18 protein-coding genes are annotated in these 19,980 nt (G+C 54.7%); 8 read left to right on the forward strand and 10 right to left on the reverse strand.

Annotation, left to right across the window (positions count from 1 at the left end; genetic code table 11):
* Window positions 1-72: 72 nt before the first annotated feature.
* Window positions 73-2,706: a DEAD/DEAH box helicase gene (locus ACN0UH_RS00970; RefSeq protein WP_417660297.1), complete on the forward strand. Its 2,634-nt coding sequence runs from the start codon at window positions 73-75 to the stop codon at window positions 2,704-2,706.
* Window positions 2,707-2,729: 23 nt separating this feature from the next.
* On the opposite strand, the gene ACN0UH_RS00975 is transcribed toward ACN0UH_RS00970, so the two are convergent.
* Window positions 2,730-3,200: a phosphate-starvation-inducible protein PsiE gene (locus ACN0UH_RS00975; RefSeq protein WP_417660298.1), complete on the reverse strand. Its 471-nt coding sequence runs from the start codon at window positions 3,198-3,200 to the stop codon at window positions 2,730-2,732.
* A 239-nt stretch (window positions 3,201-3,439) separates the two neighbouring features.
* Here ACN0UH_RS00975 and ACN0UH_RS00980 point away from each other — a divergent pair, with 239 nt between their 5' ends.
* A complete protein-coding gene (locus tag ACN0UH_RS00980) occupies window positions 3,440-4,441 on the forward strand; it encodes an MBL fold metallo-hydrolase (protein WP_417660299.1) in 1,002 nt (333 codons plus the stop codon).
* 134 nt (window positions 4,442-4,575) lie between these two features.
* Window positions 4,576-4,836, forward strand: coding sequence for a YebG family protein (locus ACN0UH_RS00985; RefSeq protein ID WP_417660300.1), 261 nt, complete (start codon window positions 4,576-4,578; stop codon window positions 4,834-4,836).
* Between the two features lie 51 nt (window positions 4,837-4,887).
* Here ACN0UH_RS00985 and ACN0UH_RS00990 read toward each other — a convergent pair whose 3' ends face one another.
* Both ACN0UH_RS00990 and ACN0UH_RS00995 read right to left on the reverse strand, forming a co-directional pair.
* On the reverse strand, window positions 4,888-5,667 hold the full coding sequence (locus ACN0UH_RS00990) for a TSUP family transporter (RefSeq protein ID WP_417660301.1): 780 nt from the start codon (window positions 5,665-5,667) through the stop codon (window positions 4,888-4,890).
* Between the two features lie 49 nt (window positions 5,668-5,716).
* Window positions 5,717-6,784, reverse strand: a complete 1,068-nt coding sequence (locus tag ACN0UH_RS00995) for a YeiH family protein (RefSeq protein ID WP_417660302.1) — start codon at window positions 6,782-6,784, stop codon at window positions 5,717-5,719.
* Window positions 6,785-7,015: 231 nt separating this feature from the next.
* Here ACN0UH_RS00995 and ACN0UH_RS01000 point away from each other — a divergent pair, with 231 nt between their 5' ends.
* A complete protein-coding gene (locus ACN0UH_RS01000) occupies window positions 7,016-7,660 on the forward strand; it encodes a hypothetical protein (RefSeq protein ID WP_417660303.1) in 645 nt (214 codons plus the stop codon).
* 10 nt (window positions 7,661-7,670) lie between these two features.
* Here ACN0UH_RS01000 and ACN0UH_RS01005 read toward each other — a convergent pair whose 3' ends face one another.
* From ACN0UH_RS01005 to ACN0UH_RS01030, 6 genes are all read right to left on the reverse strand, one after another.
* Window positions 7,671-7,970 carry a DUF6506 family protein gene (locus ACN0UH_RS01005; protein ID WP_087517869.1) on the reverse strand — a complete coding sequence of 100 codons (300 nt, stop codon included), beginning with the start codon at window positions 7,968-7,970 and terminating at the stop codon, window positions 7,671-7,673.
* A 23-nt stretch (window positions 7,971-7,993) separates the two neighbouring features.
* Window positions 7,994-8,944, reverse strand: coding sequence for a bifunctional enoyl-CoA hydratase/phosphate acetyltransferase (locus ACN0UH_RS01010; protein ID WP_417660304.1), 951 nt, complete (start codon window positions 8,942-8,944; stop codon window positions 7,994-7,996).
* 131 nt (window positions 8,945-9,075) lie between these two features.
* Window positions 9,076-10,836, reverse strand: coding sequence for a sulfoacetaldehyde acetyltransferase (xsc, locus tag ACN0UH_RS01015; protein ID WP_417660305.1), 1,761 nt, complete (start codon window positions 10,834-10,836; stop codon window positions 9,076-9,078).
* A gap of 57 nt (window positions 10,837-10,893) precedes the next feature.
* Entirely contained in the window at window positions 10,894-11,064 is a 171-nt protein-coding gene (locus ACN0UH_RS01020) for a hypothetical protein (RefSeq protein WP_417660306.1), read from the reverse strand.
* Between the two features lie 326 nt (window positions 11,065-11,390).
* Entirely contained in the window at window positions 11,391-12,884 is a 1,494-nt protein-coding gene (locus ACN0UH_RS01025; protein WP_417660307.1) for a PLP-dependent aminotransferase family protein, read from the reverse strand.
* 253 nt (window positions 12,885-13,137) lie between these two features.
* Window positions 13,138-14,517 (reverse strand): aspartate aminotransferase family protein, encoded by a 1,380-nt coding sequence (locus tag ACN0UH_RS01030; RefSeq protein WP_417660308.1) that lies wholly within the window; start codon window positions 14,515-14,517, stop codon window positions 13,138-13,140.
* A 303-nt stretch (window positions 14,518-14,820) separates the two neighbouring features.
* On the opposite strand from ACN0UH_RS01030, the gene thiS reads away from it, so the two are divergent.
* A complete protein-coding gene (gene thiS / locus ACN0UH_RS01035) occupies window positions 14,821-15,024 on the forward strand; it encodes a sulfur carrier protein ThiS (RefSeq protein ID WP_417660309.1) in 204 nt (67 codons plus the stop codon).
* A 35-nt stretch (window positions 15,025-15,059) separates the two neighbouring features.
* Window positions 15,060-15,857 carry a thiazole synthase gene (locus tag ACN0UH_RS01040; protein WP_417660310.1) on the forward strand — a complete coding sequence of 266 codons (798 nt, stop codon included), beginning with the start codon at window positions 15,060-15,062 and terminating at the stop codon, window positions 15,855-15,857.
* Between the two features lie 47 nt (window positions 15,858-15,904).
* Here the strand turns inward: ACN0UH_RS01040 and ACN0UH_RS01045 are convergent, their stop codons facing one another.
* Window positions 15,905-16,726 (reverse strand): IclR family transcriptional regulator, encoded by an 822-nt coding sequence (locus ACN0UH_RS01045; protein WP_417660311.1) that lies wholly within the window; start codon window positions 16,724-16,726, stop codon window positions 15,905-15,907.
* A gap of 179 nt (window positions 16,727-16,905) precedes the next feature.
* Between ACN0UH_RS01045 and ACN0UH_RS01050 the strand changes: the two genes are divergently transcribed.
* Together ACN0UH_RS01050 and ACN0UH_RS01055 are read left to right on the forward strand one after the other, a co-directional pair.
* Complete coding sequence (locus ACN0UH_RS01050) at window positions 16,906-18,570, forward strand: GMC family oxidoreductase (RefSeq protein WP_417660312.1); 1,665 nt, start codon at window positions 16,906-16,908, stop codon at window positions 18,568-18,570.
* An 84-nt stretch (window positions 18,571-18,654) separates the two neighbouring features.
* Entirely contained in the window at window positions 18,655-19,977 is a 1,323-nt protein-coding gene (locus ACN0UH_RS01055) for an MFS transporter (protein ID WP_417660313.1), read from the forward strand.
* Window positions 19,978-19,980 lie beyond the last annotated feature (3 nt).

The following is a 19,980-nucleotide window of genomic DNA, read 5'->3' on the forward strand; positions in this document are numbered from 1 at the left end:
TAACTGTGCAAGAATCATCGGCTTTGCTTAATTTCATGGCGCGGTGATGCACCATCCAACAGGCTTACAGCAATGCCATTGAATATCCTGCATCTAAGTCAGGATAACTGGCGCTCTACCTTCGATGCCGGGCATTTCCGCCGGGGGCTTGGCTATGCCGAGGAAATGCGCAGCACACTGCTAAACCTAACGGACAACAGCTTGCGCGCCAGCTGCAAAGGTTCTTCTGGGCAAACTTATCAACAACGCATCAACCTGTTTCCAACCACGCATGGCTGGAGCATTAATGGTCACTGCACCTGCCCGGTGAGCTATAACTGCAAGCATGTAGCAGCCGCCTTACTGACCCTTGAGCATCAACAAAAATCTGCCGTGGACCACAGCACGCTGATAACCCCAAGCCAGAAAATCGCCGAACAGCGGCTAGAAGGCATAGCCCCGCAACCCATATTGAGCCTGGGTAGCCACGCTCGGGTACATTTTGACGCGCGCAAAGGCCGTATGTTGGAGCAGACTCAACACCGCGCAGCACTTGCATTCGACTATCAAGGACATCTGGCTTACGGCCGCCAAGACAAAGACTTAATAGTCCGCCAGCAAGCGGATTTAAACCTGCGTGTGGTCCGTGATGCCACGGCCGAAGCCCTGCTGCGTAAGCGCCTGACCGACCTCGGCTTGAGCATTGCCTTGCGCCAGAGCGAAGCGCTGGGTGAACATCCGGGCGAACACTTTGAGCTGCCAAACGAAGCCAGTTGGCTGCGGTTTGTCGAAAAGCATTTGCCCGCGCTAAGTGCACAGGGCTGGAAAATCGAGATGCAACCAGGTTTTCACTACAATCTGGCGCAGATTGACGATTGGTATGCCGAGATCGAAGAATCGGTCGAACATGACTGGTTCGACCTTGAGCTGGGCATCAAGGTCGATGGTCAACGCATCAGTCTGTTACCGGTATTGCTGCAAGCTATTCGCCGCACGCCTTGGTTACTTAACGGCGAGGCCGTCGCTCAGCGTCAGGATGAAGACATGCTGCTGGTCAGCCTGACGCAAACTGATCAACGCGTGGCGCTGCCTTTCTCCCGACTGAAACCAATGCTGGCAACCCTTGGTGAGCTGTTCTTTCGCGAACCCGGCGAGATTGGCTCCCAGATTCGTCTGCCGCGCGCCGACGCACCACGTCTCACCCAGCTCGCCAACGGCCCCGCACTTGAGTGGCACGGCGGCGAGCAACTGCGTGGCTTCGCCCACCGCTTACACGCCTTGCCTGAGTTCGAGGCAACAATACCGAGCGAACTGCACGCCCAACTGCGCCCCTATCAGGTGCAAGGGCTAGCATGGATGCAAGCGCTGAGTGAATTGGAAATGGGCGGCCTGCTGGCTGACGACATGGGCCTGGGTAAAACCCTGCAAACCCTTGCCCATATTCTCAGCGAAAAACAGGCTGGGCGCCTACAGCAACCCGCATTGATTGTAATGCCGACAACCCTGATACCGAACTGGCAAGATGAAGCCGCCCGCTTCGCCCCGACGCTTAATGTGCTTGCGCTGCATGGCAGCAAGCGACGCAGCCTGTTCGCACTGATTGATCAGCACGATGTAGTGCTGACCACTTATGCACTGCTGTCCAGAGATTTAAAAAACCTGAGCGCGCATACGTTTCACCTGCTGATTCTTGATGAAGCACAAAATATCAAAAACCCGCGCAGTAAAACCGCCCTCGCCGCCGGACAAATCGCTGCGCGCCAGCGCCTGTGTCTAACCGGAACACCGCTGGAAAACCACCTGGGTGAGTTGTGGTCACTGTTCAATTTCTTGATGCCCGGTTGGCTCGGCGACAGTAAAAGCTTTAGTCGCGACTACCGCACACCCATTGAAAAGCAAGGCAACGAGCAACGTCTGGCGCACCTGCATGGGCGTATCAAGCCGTTTGTACTGCGCCGTAAAAAACAAGATGTCGCCCGTGAGTTACCGCCAAAAACCGAAATTACCCATTGGGTTGATCTTAGCGCTGCACAACGTGATCGCTATGAAACCTTGCGCTTGGCGATGGATAAAAAAGTACGTGCCGAAATCGCGCGCCAAGGCTTGGCCCGCAGTCAGATTGTAATCCTTGAAGCCCTGCTGCGCTTGCGTCAGGCCTGTTGTGACCTGCGCTTGCTTGATGACAACGACACATCACTGAAAAGCAGCGACTCGGGCAAACTCAGCGCACTGCTCGACATGCTTGAAGAACTATTTGCCGAAGGGCGCAAAGTACTGCTGTTCTCGCAGTTCACCTCAATGCTGGCGTTGATCGAAGCAGAACTGATTGCACGCGATGTGAGCTACGTAAAACTGACCGGCAGCACCCAAGATCGGCGCACTCCGGTCGAGCAGTTTCAAGCCGGTGAACACTCGATTTTCTTAATCAGCCTGAAAGCCGGGGGCGCCGGCCTGAACCTGACCGCCGCCGATACGGTGATCCACTTCGACCCTTGGTGGAACCCGGCAAGCGAAGCCCAAGCCAGCGACCGCGCCTATCGCATTGGCCAGGACAAGCCGGTGTTTGTTTACAAAATGATCACCCGAGGCAGCGTGGAGGAGAAAATCCAACACATGCAGCAAGCCAAAGCCAACCTGGCTCGCGGAGTCCTTGACGGCGGCAGTCAGGAGAAGTGGCGGCTTACTGAAGATGACCTGCAGATGCTGCTTGAGCCTCTAACACCTTAAGCCACCAACACCTTAGTCGAACCTTATTGGCTGGTGCTTTTCGTGATGACCTCACCCGTTGAGTCAATCGGCTTGCTTGAAGGAAACTTGTACGAGGCAAACCTGACTGCAACGACCGACAGCGCCAGCAGGAAAATCCCCGCGCAGGAATACACCAGCCCAATGTCAGGCGGCCGGTGGTGCGAAACATCACCAATCAGGTATCGGGTTAAAGCGGTGATCGCCACGTACAACAGAAAGCGGATTGGCAAGTGATTGGTCTTGAAGTAGATGCCAACCATCGCCCCCAGTTCTAGATAGATAAACAGCAGCAGGATGTCATCAATACTCGCCTGGCCTTTATCAAGCATCGCCATAAACGCCATGATCGACGCCCAAGCGGTGACGGCACCAATTGCGAACAGGCCCAGGTAGTGAAAGCCTTCGACCAGAAAGTTGCCAACCGAATTGGCACTTCTGTGCATTTGCGCACGGCTTCTATCGACCCATTTCATCCAGAACTCCCTAAAACACTTACAGATAGTGTGCTTAACGACTGTGACAAAGATGCCACAGCCTCTGCATGAACAAAAGTATGCAGAATCAAGAGCAAATGACGCTCCTTGGCACAAGCAAAGCACAGTCCAAGTCGGTACAGCGTGAGCAATTCGAACAACGAGACGCAATGGCACTGGACAAACCGCACTAATAGCGTCTAACACTTGATGCACTCGCCCGAAAAGGACTCATTGCAATGACTACACTACAATCGTTCGCCCGCAATGCGGCGCTGGCTGCAACAGTTGCCAGCAGCGCCTTGATTGGCAGCCTGCTACCCGCCAGCGCTAGCGCAGCCCCCGTCGCAAAACAACTCAGTCAGGTTCCCGGCTACTACCGCATGGTGCTGGGTGATCTTGAAATCACCGCGCTGTATGACGGCTATGTCGATATCGGCACGCAACTGCTCAAAGGCGCCAGCGCCGAGGACATTCAAAGCCTGCTGGCCAAGATGTTTCTGGAGTCGAGTAATGGTGTACAAACGGCAGTTAACGCCTTCTTGATCAACACTGGAGAGAACCTGATTCTGGTCGATACCGGTGCAGCCAAATGCTTTAGCCCGGCATTGGGTAATATTCCAGACAACCTCAAAGCTGCTGGCTACTCACCTGAGCAAGTTGATAGCGTGCTGCTGACCCACATGCACCCAGACCATGCATGCGGTTTGCTCACCGCCGATGACAAACCCACTTACCCGAACGCAACCCTCTATGTGCCCAAAGGCGACTCCGACTATTGGCTGAGCAGTGCTGAACAGGCCAAAGCGCCAGAAGCTATACGCGGCAGGTTCGACTTGAGCAAGAAAGTGGTCGCGCCTTATGTAGCAGCTAAACGCGTTGAGTATTTCACCTCAGACAGCAAATTGCCTGAAGGCGTAACCGTGGTGCCAAGCAACGGCCATACACCGGGCCATACCTCGTATATGTTTAGCTCCAAAGGGAAAAAACTGTTGGTCTGGGGCGACATCGTGCACAGCCATTCAGTGCAATTCAGCAAACCAGAAGTGGTAATCGAGTTCGATAGCGACAGCGCCCAAGCACTGCAAACGCGCAAAAAACTGTTTGCTGAAGCGGCTAAAGATAAGCTTTGGGTCGCAGGCGCACACTTACCATTCCCCGGCATTGGTCACGTGCGCAATGAAGGCAATGCCTATGCATGGGTGCCAACTGAGTTTGGCCCGATCCGCAATGATCGCTAGCCAGACCAAATAAACTCGCGACTGGCGATTGGCGCACGCATTGCTGCTGTTCAAACAGCCGCAAGTTCTTTATGCTTGCAGCACTGTATAAACAACCAGTCATATTAATTAGCGTGAAGGCGTAGAGGTGATGAATGGCCGTCGAAGTGGTGTACCGCAGCAGTCGAGATTTGGAGCGCTTGTTCATGGATAAAGCCGAAGCTGACCGTCATGACAAAATGCTTGAGCTGGCAGAGCTGCTCACCGATGTGTTGCAAAAAGCGGTGCCGAGCCTCAATGAGGCTCAAGGCGAAGAACTGGGTATTTATATGGCTAAGAACCGCGATATTTTTGCCAAGGCCTTTAAAAACCAACCCGACGCACTGAATGACCTAGGCCAAGAGCCTGCAGAGTAAGCGGGTTGATTTGCACGCTGTCCAGTCCATGACATGACGCCATGGGCTGGCCTATTGGGATCCAGCAAAAGCCACCAATACGCTCGGTAAGGCATCCCAAATCAAACCACCACCTGCCAGCAACAACAAGCAGAACACCAGCCAACGCACTGTGCGCAGCGATAGTTTGGGTGGATAACGGCGCATCAAGATAGTCACCACAAATACCAGCGGGAACGCTTCCAGGCTTAACCAGGCAATGTGCAAGGTCATTTGCCCTTGTGCGATGACCAATCCCAGGCGGGCAGCTGAATTTGCCGCAAATACGGTAATCAATGTGTTGCGGATCACCTCGTACGCCAGCGGTTGACGATAAAGGTGATAAACCAGAGGAGGCCCGCCGCTGGAGAACAACCCATTAAGCAGTCCGCACAGCCCACCAGAAACCCAGAATGCTGGCAGCCGCGAAAGATGTTCCTGTGGCTTACTTTGCACCACCAGCAACAGGCTACCCAACACGATCACACAACCAAGCAAGAGCCGCAGCCAAGCCATTTGCGCATCGTTGAGTGCGCCTAGCCCCCACATCCCCAGGCTCACGCCGAGCAAGCTGCTGAGCAGTACGGGCATCAATACACCACGGTCCAACTCAGGCTTAGGGCCACCTAAGCTGACCAGCGCATTACCAACAGTCAGGATGCTGATAATAATTGCCACTTCACCCAGCGGGATCAAATTCAAGGAGGCAACCATGCCCAGCAGGATCAAGCCAAAGGCAAATCCTGTGAGGTTCTGGGCCAAAGTGGCAAGCAGCACACAGCCCAAGAACATCAGGTGTAGTTGCAGGGTCATGAATCCATTGAGCCTATCCCATCCGCTGAGCTCATCCCATCCACAGTGCTTATCCCATCCAGTGTACGGCGAGCAGAATCAGGGTCGCGAGAAACAGCGTCTCACTGACCAGTAAGGTTGCCGGGCGCCAGCCCACTTCGAGTAATGATTTGAGCGAGGTCTTCATCCCAAGCGCGGCAATCGCGGTAACCAGACACCAGCTGGATACGCTCACGGCAAACTCACGGATAGCTGGCGTGGTAATGCCGCTGCTATTAATAGCCACGAAAACCACAAAGAAAATGATAAACAGCGGCAATGGCAGCGCTGTACGTGGCCCATTACTACGTTTGCGCAACAACAGCGACAAGCTAAACACAATAGGCACCAGCATCGCTACTCGCAGCAACTTGACCACGGTTGCAGTGTCACCGGTTTCATCAGACATGCTGTAACCCGCGCCCACTACCTGCGCCACATCATGGATTGTCGCACCGAGAAAAACCCCAGCTTGGCGAGCATCAAGCCCAAGCCACTGGGCAATGGGCGGGTAAATAATCATTGCAATGGTACTTAGCGCGGTAACGCTGATGACCGTGAAGATGATATTGCGTTCGCTGTTTTTGTCCTGCGGCAATACCGCTGAAATCGCCAGTGCCGCTGAGGCACCACAGATACCGACGCTGCCACCACTCAAGATGCCGAAGTCCCGCGATTGGCCAAGAATACGCGCCAGCCCTACGCCAAAGGCCATGGTCAAAAACACCCCACCAATCACCACCGCCAGCAAGGTGCCACCCAGCGACATGATTTGTTCAAGGGTGATACGCATCCCCAACAGCGCGACACCAATACGCAGAATGGTGCTTGAGGTGAAACGAATCCCGGCAACTGCCCGCCCCTCTTCAGACAGAAAACCCAAAGCCATCCCTAACAGCAGCGCCATCAACATTACGGGCGCACCATAATGTTCAGAAAGGAATGAGGCACTCACCCCGACCACCGCCGAGGTAATCAAACCAGGCAATATGAGTTTGCATTTTTGAGTACGTCGACTTAACCAGGATTCAGACCCAGCATCCTCTCCATCTGTGTGTATCGCCACCGGAGGAATCGTGTGGTGTTGTTTTGTTGTCATCTTTTCACCTACACCTGTGGTTCATAACTGACCACCGATGCTAGTGAAAGCGGGCCCCACACATTAGGGCCACTGCAGCCCCTTGTTAGGGGCCAACCCAACTGGCCCAATAGAAGTGCAAAGCTGGCGCTAGCTGAAGGTTTTCCAGCGCTGTAGCCTAAGATTGGTGTGCGTGACATCAGCACAATCAAGCTTGCTAGAAAGAACCAAAATGCCGAGAGCAAAATGCTGATGGATAATCGCGACCTGATCCATATCAGTGACAACTTATGCACTCACTGGCAACACCCCAATCCTCTGTTTGCGGGCGGTAATGATCACCGCAGCAGTGAAAACTCGTTGCTCTTGCTGTTCTATGGCAACCTGCATAAAGCTGCGGGATACAACTGGCAAAACGCTGGCCGCACGTTGATAGACAAGACCTACTTACGCATTCTTGGCCTCTGCACCGACATGGATATGCAGGGTTTAAGCACGGATGAGTTAGCTGCGCGGCTAGACAGTTTTATTCGCCGCGAACTCATGCCGCGCTGGCAACTTGTTCGCCAGAGTCACGGCAGTGAGGGGCTTGAGTTGGCCCAAGAGTTGCTCGACAGTGCCGGCCATGCCCTGTTCGAAGCGCCGAGCATGCATAAGCAAACCAGCCAGATACTGTTCTATCTGTGCCCACAATTACCGCTGCTGGTAAGCGAGCAGCCCTTGGCGTGTCAGGAGCAACTCAACACCCTGCCCGTTCTGCCTCGGCCTCTGACATTTGCGGGCGATGCGCAGCAGCAGGCTTTGATTCGCCAGTTAATTGAAGGCAGCGACTGGTGGCGACGGCGAGTGTTGGGCGCCTGGCGCTCTCAGGCAGAGCGAGCAGTGAGCCCCGCCTAGCGGCCAGCTATCAGGAGACTGCCGGCTGCAAACGCTGGCGATCTTCGGCGCTGTACTGCACGACACCCAGCGGAATTTTATCTTGCAGCGCCAGACGAATTTGCGCGACTTCATCAGCGCTAAACGCACCGCACAATTCAATTAACTCCACATGCCGTGTCAACAGCTCAAGCGCCACCATCACGGCTTGATCGACATCTGCAACGCCACACAGCGTCGCAGCAAAACTGTCGGATTCTAGCTGGCCATTATGGGTCAGGAAATCCATACCTGGTGCTTTGAAAATAAAACCGTAGCGTTGCACAGCCATCGGTATTGCCTCTCATTAAATGGTTAAACCGCGACTGCCCGTTTCAGGGTTTGCGTAGAGTAATCTGTGAAAATGGACGACAACGCACATGAGGCCAACCGCGCCGTCAGAGGGTCAGCTCTTGAGGTGAGAATAATCGGTACACGTGCCCCCAAAACCAGACCCGCAGCCGTTGCACTCATAAAATAAACCATTTGTTTGAACAAGAAATTACCCGATTCAAGGTTCGGCACCAGCAGAATATCTGCATTGCCGCTAACCTGACCGCTGATGCCTTTGATGCGTGCCGCCTCTGTCGAAATGGCGTTGTCAAAACCCAGCGGCCCTTCAATTCGCGCACCAGTAATTGCGCCAATTGCCGCGAGTTTGGTTAACTCTGCAGCATCCTGACTCGACGGCATACTACTGCTCACCTCTTCAGTGCCAGAAAGGATGGCCATGCGCGGCGACTCGTACCCCAATGCGTGCATCAACTGAATGGCATTACGCGCAATATGCACTTTGTCGATGATCGAAGGCTGCACATTGATCACTGCATCGGTAATTGACAGGGCCTTATCACTGCCAGGCAAGGTCATGTGGAATACGTGGCTGAGCCGGCTTGCCGTGCGCAGTCCGGCATCACGTTTCAGCACTGCGCGGAGCAAGGTATCAGTATGCAAATGGCCCTTCATCAAAGCCCCTGCTTCACCCTTGCCCGCTTGCGCACAACTGATCGCGGCGCTTTCTGCCTCATCACCTGCTTGTAGCAAACGCAGGTCATGCAGGTCCCAATCCAGCTCTTCTGCCAGCGTCTGTATCTGACGGATATCACCGACCAGAATCGGCTCGATCAACCCTTCATCACAGGCCTGCTTGGCACTGCTCAATGTCAACAAGTTGACCGGATTGGCCACCGCGGTGACGACCCGCGGCAAGGCCTTGGCCCGATTGAGCAGAAACGCTGGGCACTCATGCGCAATGGTGCTCAACATAAATTTATCTCCAACTGATTTTACTGGCGATAGCCGTTTGGCAATACTGCAGCGGCGCCCAAAGGCGCCGCTGCAGAGACTTCACAAACAGTGGTCAACGCTTAATGCGCAGACCATTTTGCTGACGCGGCTTATACGTAGTCTTTGTACTTATCCAGGAAACGTACAGGCTTGGACAACGCATCCCGGCGGAACGGATCGCCCAGCTCACGGGTACACATGATTTCAATAACCGTGGTCTTACCTGCTTTTTGCGCTTCACACGCAGCGATCAACGCCGGACCGACATCTTCAAGGCGATCAACCGTGACACCCTCGGCGCCCATCGAACGCGCGATACCCGCAAAGCTCTGGTTCTCAAGATCACCGGCAACGAAGCGACGGTTGTAGAAGTCGACCTGATTCTTCTTCTCTGCGCCCCACTGACGGTTGTGGAAAACAATTGAAGTGACCGGAATGTTCTCGCGAACGCAGGTCATAACCTCCATCATCGACATACCCCAGGCGCCATCGCCGGCGTAGGAAATCGCAGTGCGATGCGGCGCTGCAACTTTGGCACCGATAATGGTTGGCAAGGCATAGCCGCAGTTACCAAAGCTCATGGCGGCGAAGAACGAACGCGGCTGTTCAAAACGCAGGTAGCTGTTGGAAACCGAGTTGATATTGCCGATATCCGTCGAAACCATGGCATCAGCAGGCATGGCTTTTTCCAGCTCACGCAGTACCTGACGCGGGTGCAGGTAGTTGCCGTCCTCACCTTTCTGCTCGTTGATCATGTCCAACGAGTATTCATCCTTCTCATGAATCCACCCGCTCAGCTCAGCTTCCCAGTTGGCTTTCTCCATGGCGATTTCTTCAGCGCGAGCGCCCTTGTTTTCGAGGCACAGCACATCAAGATCTTGCAGGCGAGCGAGCAAGTTCACGGCCGCCGCTTTGGCATCACCACAAATACCTACCGAGATTTTTTTAACCAGACCAAGCATCTTCGGATCGCAATCGATCTGAATAACCTTGGCCTGCTTTGGCCAGTAATCCATACCGTGCTGCGGCAACGTCCCGAACGGGCCAAGACGCGTACCCAAAGCCAAAACCACGTCAGCGCGCGACAGCAACTTCATGCCCGCTTTCGAGCCTTGATAACCCAGCGGGCCACACCACAGTTGGTGACTGGCCGGGAATGAATCGTTGTGCAGATAGCTGTTCACAACCGGCGCGCCAAGGTATTCAGCCAGCGCCTTACAGGCGTCGACTGCATCGCCCATCACCACGCCGCCACCGGAGATAATCACCGGGTTCTTGGCCCCAGCCAAGAGTTGCGCGGCCTCGCTGAGGCTGTTCTCACCGCCAGCGCTGCGCTCGATACGCATCGGCGCAGGAATATCAACGTTGATATCGCCGTAGAAGAAATCGCGCGGAATGTTCAGTTGTGTCGGGCCGTTTTCCTGCATGGCGCGATCAAAGCAACGCGCTGTCAGTTCAGCCATCCGCGCCGGGTTTGCGACATGCCCTTGATACTTGGTGATGGTTTCAAAGAACGGCAACTGCTGTGCCTCCTGAAAACCACCAAGCCCCTGACTCATTGAGCCGGTTTCAGGGGTGATTACAACCACAGGACTGTGCGCCCAGTAGGCAGCGGCGATAGCGGTTACAAAGTTGGTGATGCCTGGGCCATTCTGCGCGATACATACACCATGACGGCCACTCACTCTCGAGTAACCATCAGCCATGTGACCGGCGCCTTGCTCATGCACAACCGGGATAAAACGGATGCCCGCTGGGGCAAAAATGTCCATCGCATCCATGAAGGCCGAGCCCATGATCCCGAAAATATCGGTTACGCCATTGGCGACCATCGTTTCAACAAGAGCTTCGCTGGGTGTCATGCGTGCCATATCGACTTTCCTCTCAGTACTTGGTGTACGACGGCCGAGCCGCCGGTTAATCGGGGCTTAGCCGCACAGCGGCATCGGCGCACAGGAATAGCCGAGAAACTCGGCACCTTCAGAACAGCTGATCTGCCCTGCTTTAATGTTCAGGCGCTGCATCACGAGAGTCGCAACTGGCACCATTAAAAGATGCTGTTGTGGATGATTGATCACATTCGAAATTCGATTATTCATGTTGATCTCTCCTCTTATTCTTGTGATGAAGCACTGCCAGCCCTGCTAAACCCTGCATTGCGTTGCAAATGCATGTTCGGCTTGGCTGGACCTAGAGTAGGAGCGTGAGAGATCAACCCGATAGAACCAGTTGCGGGCCAGTTGTTGCGCCAGTGCTAATCCAGCGTTTTCTGCGCGCGCAGGACTACACACCGCACCTTGGAGCAGCGGTGTCTGGTACCTCGAAAGTAGTTAGTGGCGCTTAGCGTGCCATTGGAAACGTGGGCGAACAAAAGCGCCATGGAGAACAATCAATAGCGCCCGATACCGCCGACACCCTGCCACGACTAGTGAAGCAGTTTTTCCGGTGGGCCTTCGCTGAGCTGCTCAATCAACTCAGCCAGTAGCTTGATACCGGGGCGAATGCGCTCTGCGGCGATCGACGAATAGCCTAGGCGGAAATAATTCAACGGCGGTTTATCTCCGTAAAAATGAATATCACCCGGTTCAATCAGAATGCCGTGTTTTGCGGCCTGTTTATGCAGTTCGCGAGCATCCAGCCCATCTGGACCTTTGACCCAATAACAAGACCCGCCAAAACTCGGCTCACGCGATGAGTCAGGAAGAAATTCGCGCAAGGCATCACCCATTTGCTGATGACGATCCTGATAGGCACGCATCAAACTCATGATCAGAGCATCGTGATAACCGCGCTCAAGAAACAGCGCAACCGAGCGCTGATTGTTCGCCGCAGGATGACGCACCATCAAGCGGCGTAAGGCTCGCGCCTCGCGAATCAGTGGTTCAGGGCCGACCAGATAACCTACACGCAAACCTGGCGCGAGGGTTTTTGAAAGACTGCCGACGTAGAGCACCCGATCGTTTTTATCCAGGCTCTTGAGCGCGGGAATCGGGTTGGCCTTGAAGTTGGTTTCGCTTTCGTAGTCGTCTTCAATAATCAGGAAATTGTGCTCATTCGCGCGACGCAGCAATTCATAGCGCCTTTCCAGCGGCATGGTCACAGTGGTCGGACACTGATGGCTCGGTGTGGTGTAGACCAAGTCGCAGGCATTGAGTTGATCACTGAGTACCAACCCTTGCGCATCAACCGCCAGCGGTTGCACCCGCGAAGGATTGAGCATGGCGATATTGCGGATGTCCATATAACCCGGATCTTCGATCCCCATCAGGCTATCGGGACGCAATAATAAACGGGCAAGCATATACAGCCCATGCTGAGCGCCAACCGTCACCAGTATCTGGTCGGGCGATGCCCAGACACCACGACGTGGCAACAAGCGCGTGCGAATTTGCTCCATCAACAACGGATCATCATTATCAAAGCGATCAGAAGCCCAGTCGCGAATCGCTGGAATACTCACCGCGTCGCGACAGCATTCTCGCCAGTTCGCCGTAGGAAATAACACTGGATCGAACTGGCCGTAAATAAACGGGTACTGATATTTCTGCCAGTCACGTGGCTTGCTCATATTGCGTTGCTCGGTCGGCTTGACCACCAACCGGCTTGACCAGTCCGGGGTATGATCGAACGACGAATCAACTGGCGCTTTAGCGGGCTCGACCTTGCGCGCAAGAATATCCGGGTTAACGTAATAACCGCTGCGCTCGCGAGCGACAAGATAACCGTCATCGAGCAAATGCTCGTACGCCAGTACGACCGTATTACGCGCAATATTCAGTTGTTTAGCGAGTTTTCGACTGGACGGCAGTGGGCTGTCGAGGGGGATATTGCCGTTGAGAATGACCTGAGCAATCTGTTCACGTAACTGCTGTTGCAAGCCAGTTGGCTTATCAGCGGACAAATGAAAAAGATGAAACATATCGCGGCCTCAGTTGTAGTAACTGCACATGCTGGAATCCACTTGCGACCCAGCAACTCCACTTTGCCCAGCACCAAAGTGCGATGACTGCGGGGCAGACTAGCACCAACAGTCATCCAAGACTATCCGGCCAGGAACCCCATGAAAACCAATGCGCCAAGTAGAGCTTGAAATAGTTTTTTGGACAAAACGCCAAAGCCGATCCGACCTGCAACAGCAGATCAGATCGGCTTGATACCCGCCAGTTTGACGCTTAGGCAACTCGCCCAAACGCGTTATCCAGTGCGTTAATAATCTGATCCAGATCTGCCTGAGTTGCGATCAACGCAGGGCTGAAACACAGGGTGTTATTGAACTGCTCAAAGCTGCGGTTGGTGCGGCCAATAATCACCCCTTGACGCATGCAGTCCGCAGCGATGGCCATGGCAACGCTTTCAGCAACCGGTTCTTTGGTCTCACGGTCTTTGACCAGCTCCAAGCCGCAGAACAAACCCTTGCCGCGTACATCACCGATCAACGGGTACTTGTCTTGCAGCTCACGCAGGCGAGCCATGAAGTACTCGCCCATTTGCGTGACGTTTTCGAGCAGACCTTCATCTTCGATAATCTGCATATTGGCCAGAGCCGCTGCGGGCCCCGCGGTGCAGCCACCGAAGGTGCTGATATCGCGGAAATAACCCATGCGATCCTGAGCATCGTCCTTGAACGCATCAAAGACTGCTTCAGTGGTCACGGTGCAAGAGATTGCGGCGTAACCACTGGCAACCCCCTTGGCCATAGTCACGATATCGGGCTGGATGCCGTAATGCTGATAACCAAACCATTTGCCTGTGCGGCCAAGACCACAAACAACCTCGTCAATGTGCAGAAGAATGTCGTACTTTTTGCAGATCGCCTGAATGGTTTCCCAGTAACCAACGGGTGGCGTAATCACCCCGCCACCTGCCGTGATCGGTTCAAGGACTACCGCGCCGACGGTATCTGGTCCCTCTGCCAGAATGACTTTCTCCATCTCCAGCGCGGCACGCACGCCGTAGTCCGCCACATCACCAAATTGCGAACGGTATTCGCAGCAGTGAGCAAACTCCACAAACCCCGGAGTGAACGGACCATATTGGTTTTTACGCTCAAACTGGCCGGTAGAGCTCAGGGCGGTAATGGTGGTGCCGTGATAATCACGCTCGCGGAAGAGAATCTTGTGCTTCTTGCCACCGTATTTCTTGTGGGCAATCTGACGAACGATTTTATAGGCCTTTTCGTTAGCCTCAGAGCCGGAGTTGGAATAATAGACACGGCTTAGGCCGGGCATTTTCTCGATCAGTTTTTTGGCGAACAGAGCGCCGGGAACACTACCGGCAGTACCGGCAAAGTAGTTGAGCTTGACCAACTGATCTCGCACCGCATCGGCAATGCTTTCACGGCCATACCCGACGTTAACTGTCCATACACCACCGGACACTGCATCCAGGTATTCGTTGCCCTTGATGTCCCAAACGCGCATGCCTTTGCCTTCGACAATCACCATCGGATCATTCTGTTCCAGTGGCTTGTGCTGGGTGAGGTGATGCCAGACGTGACTGCGGTCACTGGCAAGCACTTCAGCTGCATCAAATTCGTTCGTCATGTTGTTCATGCCAACCTCCTGCGTGGAACTTTGTAATTGTGAGCGGTCGGCCTGGAGATGCAGGCGCCGCAGTCATCCAACAATAGGCTGTGGTGAGCAAAGACCTGAGTCAGCCTCTGATGACGAAACTAAGAGCATGGCGTCAGCGCAGATAGAACCAGTTATTACCCAACTGAGGTGCCAGCCCGACTACAGGGCACTTCCACCGTACAGACTGGACCAATATGGCTGGCCCCATTGGCTCTTCAGGCGCATGTAGAACAGGGCAAACATACGGCTACCCCGAGCTTATTTATCCGCTTTGGAGCTCTAATGATTGAAGTCACGATTAACGGTGAGACCCAGCAACTGCCTACCGACTTGAACCTAAGCGAGTTGCTTGCGCGCCGAGGTCTGGAAAACAGGCGCTTAGCGATTGAGCTCAACATGCAGGTGATTCCACGCAGTCAGTTTTCGCAGCTGCACCTGCAAAGCGGGGATCGCCTGGAAATCGTGCATGCCATCGGTGGCGGCTGATCAGGCGCTATTTATTACTGTGTTTGGGAGTTGATATGACGCTTGCTATGCCATTGGATGATCCACTAATCATCGCCGGGCAACCATTCAAATCGCGCTTACTGGTCGGCACTGGCCATTATGCTGACCTCGCAGAGACTCACGCAGCGGTGACCGCAAGCTCCGCGCAGATCGTCACTTTTGCCGTGCGCCGCAGCAACATCGGCCAGAATGCACAAGAGCCCAATCTGCTCGATACAATTGCTCCGGAGCGGTTCACCTTGCTACCCAATACCGCCGGTTGTTACACCGCCAAGGATGCAGTGCGCACCTGCCTGCTGGCGCGTGAACTGCTCGACGGACATGATCTGGTCAAGCTAGAAGTGCTCGGCGATAGCCAGACACTCTACCCCGACATTACTGAAACGCTGGCGGCTGCACGGCAACTGGTTGAGCTGGGTTTCAAAGTGATGGTTTACACCAGTGATGACCCGCTGATAGCCCGACGGTTAGAGGAACTCGGTTGCGTGGCAGTCATGCCACTGGGTGCGCCTATCGGCTCGGGCCTGGGCATTCGCAACCCATATAACATTCGCCTGATCGTCGAAAACGCCAAGGTACCAGTGATTGTCGATGCCGGTGTCGGTACCGCCTCAGATGCTGCGATTGCCATGGAGCTAGGCTGCGACGGGGTGTTGATGAATACCGCTATTGCTCACGCACGAGAACCGATCCGTATGGCTTCAGCCATGCGCCAAGCGGTTTGCGCCGGACGCGAGGCTTATCGAGCTGGCCGCATGCCGCGCCGGCTGGACGGCAATGCCTCTTCCCCGTTGAGCGGGTTGTTTATTTAACCCGCAGGCCTTTTGCTAACCCCCACTGGCCTTGTGCTAAACAGTATTTAGGCGTCGGTGTTGAACATGACCGCCAACTGCTCGGCGGCCATCTGCATGTGCACGATGCCTTCAATCAAGTCATTCAGGCTCTTGCGTGCAGTTGGCGCATGACACGCCAGGGCAGCCACACAGCGACCATCGCGGTCACGGATCGGTACTGCCACCGCCACCATCCCCGCGACAAACTCCTCGCTGTCGATACCCACGCCTCGGCTGTTAATACGCTCAAGTTCCGCCTGCAATAAACCCATATCCGTGATGGTACGCGGGGTTTGCGCAGTTAACGGCAAGCGCTGCAGTAGCTGTTGGCGCGCATCGACTGGCATTTCAGCCAGAAACAACTTACCGCTCGCCGTGCAATGCAAGGGCACATGCGTGCCGGGCTCAACATGCAGACGCAACGGCTCCTGAGTTTCAACCCGATCTATATAGATCACCTGGGTTCCGTCCAGCGCCGTGAGGTTGCAGGTCTCGCCCAAGGTTCTGACCAGCGATTCCAGGATCAGCCGATGACGCTGCATGACCACATCATTACGCAACAAGCGCAGGCCCATCTGCGTCGAGCGCGGGCCGAGCAAGTAGGTCTTTTCATCCACCTCACGCAATAGAAAACCCAACCGCTCCAATGCTTGAACCATGCGCAGCAAAGTAGCTTTGGGCGTGGCCAGACGGTGACTTAACTGCGCCAATGACATGGGCGCGTCAGCCAAGGCAATGGTTTCCAGCAGTAACAATGCTCGCAAGCTCCGGTCTGGATTTGCAGCTGGATCAATATCGGCCAAGAGAACATTTGATTTCGATACGTTTTGTTCCAATTTATTAACCATCTGAAAATTTCATCCCTAAATTAACTACATGATTATAAAACAAATTACGCCATAGACCAGTCAAATCAAGGCATTGGACTCAACCGAAACATATTTCTGGCCCAACAATAATGAACCATTTTGTTCTAATTTAATTTTGAAGTTCGGTTTCACACTAATAAAAACAAAGAGGATTTCGAATGTCGCTCACCTATGACTTCGTCGTAGTGGGTGCTGGCTCTGCTGGCTGCGTGCTAGCGAACCGGCTCAGCGAGAACGGGCGCTACAGCGTCTGCTTGCTGGAAGCGGGCCCACCGGATCGCTATCCGTGGATCCACATTCCCATTGGCTACGCCAAGACCATGTTCCACCCTGTCTATAACTGGGGCTTCTACACCGACCCAGACCCGGGCATGAACAACCGCCGCATTTACTGGCCACGCGGGCGAGTATGGGGCGGTTGCAGCTCAATCAACGGACTCATCTACATTCGCGGCCAGCAGGCTGATTACGATGCATGGGCCGAATCCGGTAACGAAGGCTGGAGCTGGAAGGATGTACTGCCCTACTTCCGCCGCGCTGAAAACAACGACCTCGGCCCAGGGGCAACTCATGGCACCGAAGGACCGTTATCTGCCTCAAGCATCAAGGCGCGTCATCCTCTCACCGAAGGTTTCATTGAAGCCGCCAAAGAGCTGGGCGTACCGCGCACTAATGACTTTAATACAGGCGATCAAGAAGGTGTCGGTTATTACCAACTGACTACCCGCAACGGCCTGCGTTGCAGCACCGCCGTAGCCTATCTGCACCCAGCGCGAAAGCGCAGCAACCTGACGATCATCTCGCTGGCCAAGGCGCAGAGAATAGTATTCGACGGTAAGCGAGCAACAGGTGTGGTGTTCGAGAAAGACGGACAGTTGCAAACCCTCAACGCCAAGCGCGAAGTGATACTCAGCGCTGGTGCGTTGCAGTCGCCGCAGTTGTTGCAGCTTTCAGGCGTGGGTCCAGGCGAGTTGCTGAAGAAGTTTTCGATCCCCTTGGTTCACGAGTTGCCTGGGGTCGGTGAAAACCTGCAGGATCATTTGCAGATCCGCATGATCTACCAATGCACCCGGCCCATCACCACCAACGATGAGCTGCGCTCGCCTTGGCGCAAATTGCGCATGGGCTTGCAATGGCTGCTAACTCGCAGCGGGCCGCTGGCCATTGGTATCAATCAGGGCGGCTTATTCACCAAGGTGCTCGAACAAAGTAAAACGCCCGACATCCAGTACCATTTTGGCACGCTCAGCGCCGATTCCGCAGGCGGCAAGGTGCACCCGTTTTCGGGGTTCACCATGTCGGTTTGCCAGTTAAGGCCAGAGAGCCGTGGTTACGTGCGGATCGTCTCCAACGACCCGAACCAGCCACCTTCAATGCAGCCCAATTACCTGTCCACGGAGCTGGACCGGCAAACAGCAATTGCCGGTGTGCGCTACACACGCAAGCTGGCGGCAACAGGGCCACTCAAAGACCTGATCAAGCGTGAGCACCTGCCGGGTGTCGAGCAACAGAGTGACGAACAGATTCTGCAGTTCTGTCGCCAGTACGGCGCCACCATCTTTCACCCGTCAGGCACTTGCAAAATGGGTTCAGACTCCTTAGCAGTGGTTGACTCACGTTTGCGTGTTCATGGCATCAAGGGCTTGCGGGTGGTCGATTGCTCGATCATGCCGACCCTGGTTTCCGGTAACACCAATGTGCCGGTGGTGATGATCGCCGAGAAAGCCTCGACGATGATTCTCGAAGATGCCGTCAAGCCCACGCTTGTTGAACCCAATGTTCTTGCAACGCAGCCCTCGGAAGCGCTTTCCCCCGCGCTCTGAGCAACCTACAGCAGTGAAGCTAGCGCTGCGTCAGGTCACCGCAAGCAGGCTTTATTGCCCAGCCAAACACATAGGAATACTGACATGTCCACGCCCAATCCCGTGCGCAAAGTCGTAATCGCAAGTGTCATCGGCGCCACCATTGAGTGGTACGACTTCTTTCTCTACGGCGTCGTTGCCGGCATCGTGTTCAACCATCTGTACTTCCCCAGCGATGATCCGCTTATTTCAACCATGCTGGCCTACGGCACCTTTGCTGTTGGCTTTTTGAGCCGGCCAATTGGCGGCGTGATTTTCGGTCACTTCGGTGACAAGATCGGTCGGAAAAGCATGCTGGTCATGACCATGATGATCATGGGCGTAGCCACCTTTCTGATCGGTCTGGTACCCACCTACGACAGCATTGGCATTTGGGCACCGCTCACCTTGCTGCTGTTGCGCATCTTCCAGGGCATCGGCCTGGGTGGCGAATGGGGCGGTGCAGTGTTGATGGCCTTTGAATATGCCCCCAAGAACAAACGCGGCTTCTACGCCAGTTTGCCGCAAATTGGCCTGGCCATCGGCCTGTGCCTGGCCTCGGGTGTCGTCGGGCTGCTGTCGTATTTCCTGACGGAAACGCAATTCCTTGAATGGGGCTGGAGAATTGCCTTCTTGCTTAGCGCAGGCCTGGTATTTGTCGGCACCTGGATTCGTCTCAATGTCATGGAGAGCCCGGAGTTCGCCAAGGTCAAGGCTGCAAACGCCGAAGCGGCCATTCCATTTGTCGACATGATGAAGCGCTACCCGAAAAACGTGCTGGCTGGCATGGGCGCACGCTATATCGACGGCGTATTCTTCAACGTATTCGGGGTGTTCTCGCTCAGTTACCTCACGCAAACGCTAAACCTACCACGCTCTGAGGCGTTGATTGGAGTCATGGTAGCCGCCGTCGTGATGTGTTTTAGCATCCCCATGTTTGGCGCATTGTCCGACCGAATCGGCCGCACGCGAGTCTATTTCTGGGGCTCACTGATCACCGCGATTTCAGCCTTTCCAGCGTTTTGGTTGATGATGACCAGCGACGGCAATATGTTCATCATCTGGTTGGCCATTGTGGTGCCACTGGGCATTTTCTACGCAGCGGTTTACGGGCCAGAAGCGGCTCTGTTCTGTGAGCTGTTTGACGCCAAGGTGCGCTACACCGGAATCTCGTTCGTCTATCAATTCTCCGGGATCTTCGCCAGTGGCTTGACCCCGATGATCGCCACCGCGCTGATGCGCAGCAGCGACGGACAACCCTGGACGACATGCCTGTATGTACTGTTCGCCGGAGCGGTAAGTGCTTACTCCGCGTGGTGGATTGGCAACCGCAAGAAACAGGCATCGACTGAGCCTGTGATGGCAGCAGAGCCCGCAACCAGCCGCTAAAGG

This window comes from Pseudomonas sp. (genome assembly GCF_048265905.1).
In the GTDB taxonomy this organism is placed as follows: Bacteria; Pseudomonadota; Gammaproteobacteria; order Pseudomonadales; family Pseudomonadaceae; genus Aquipseudomonas.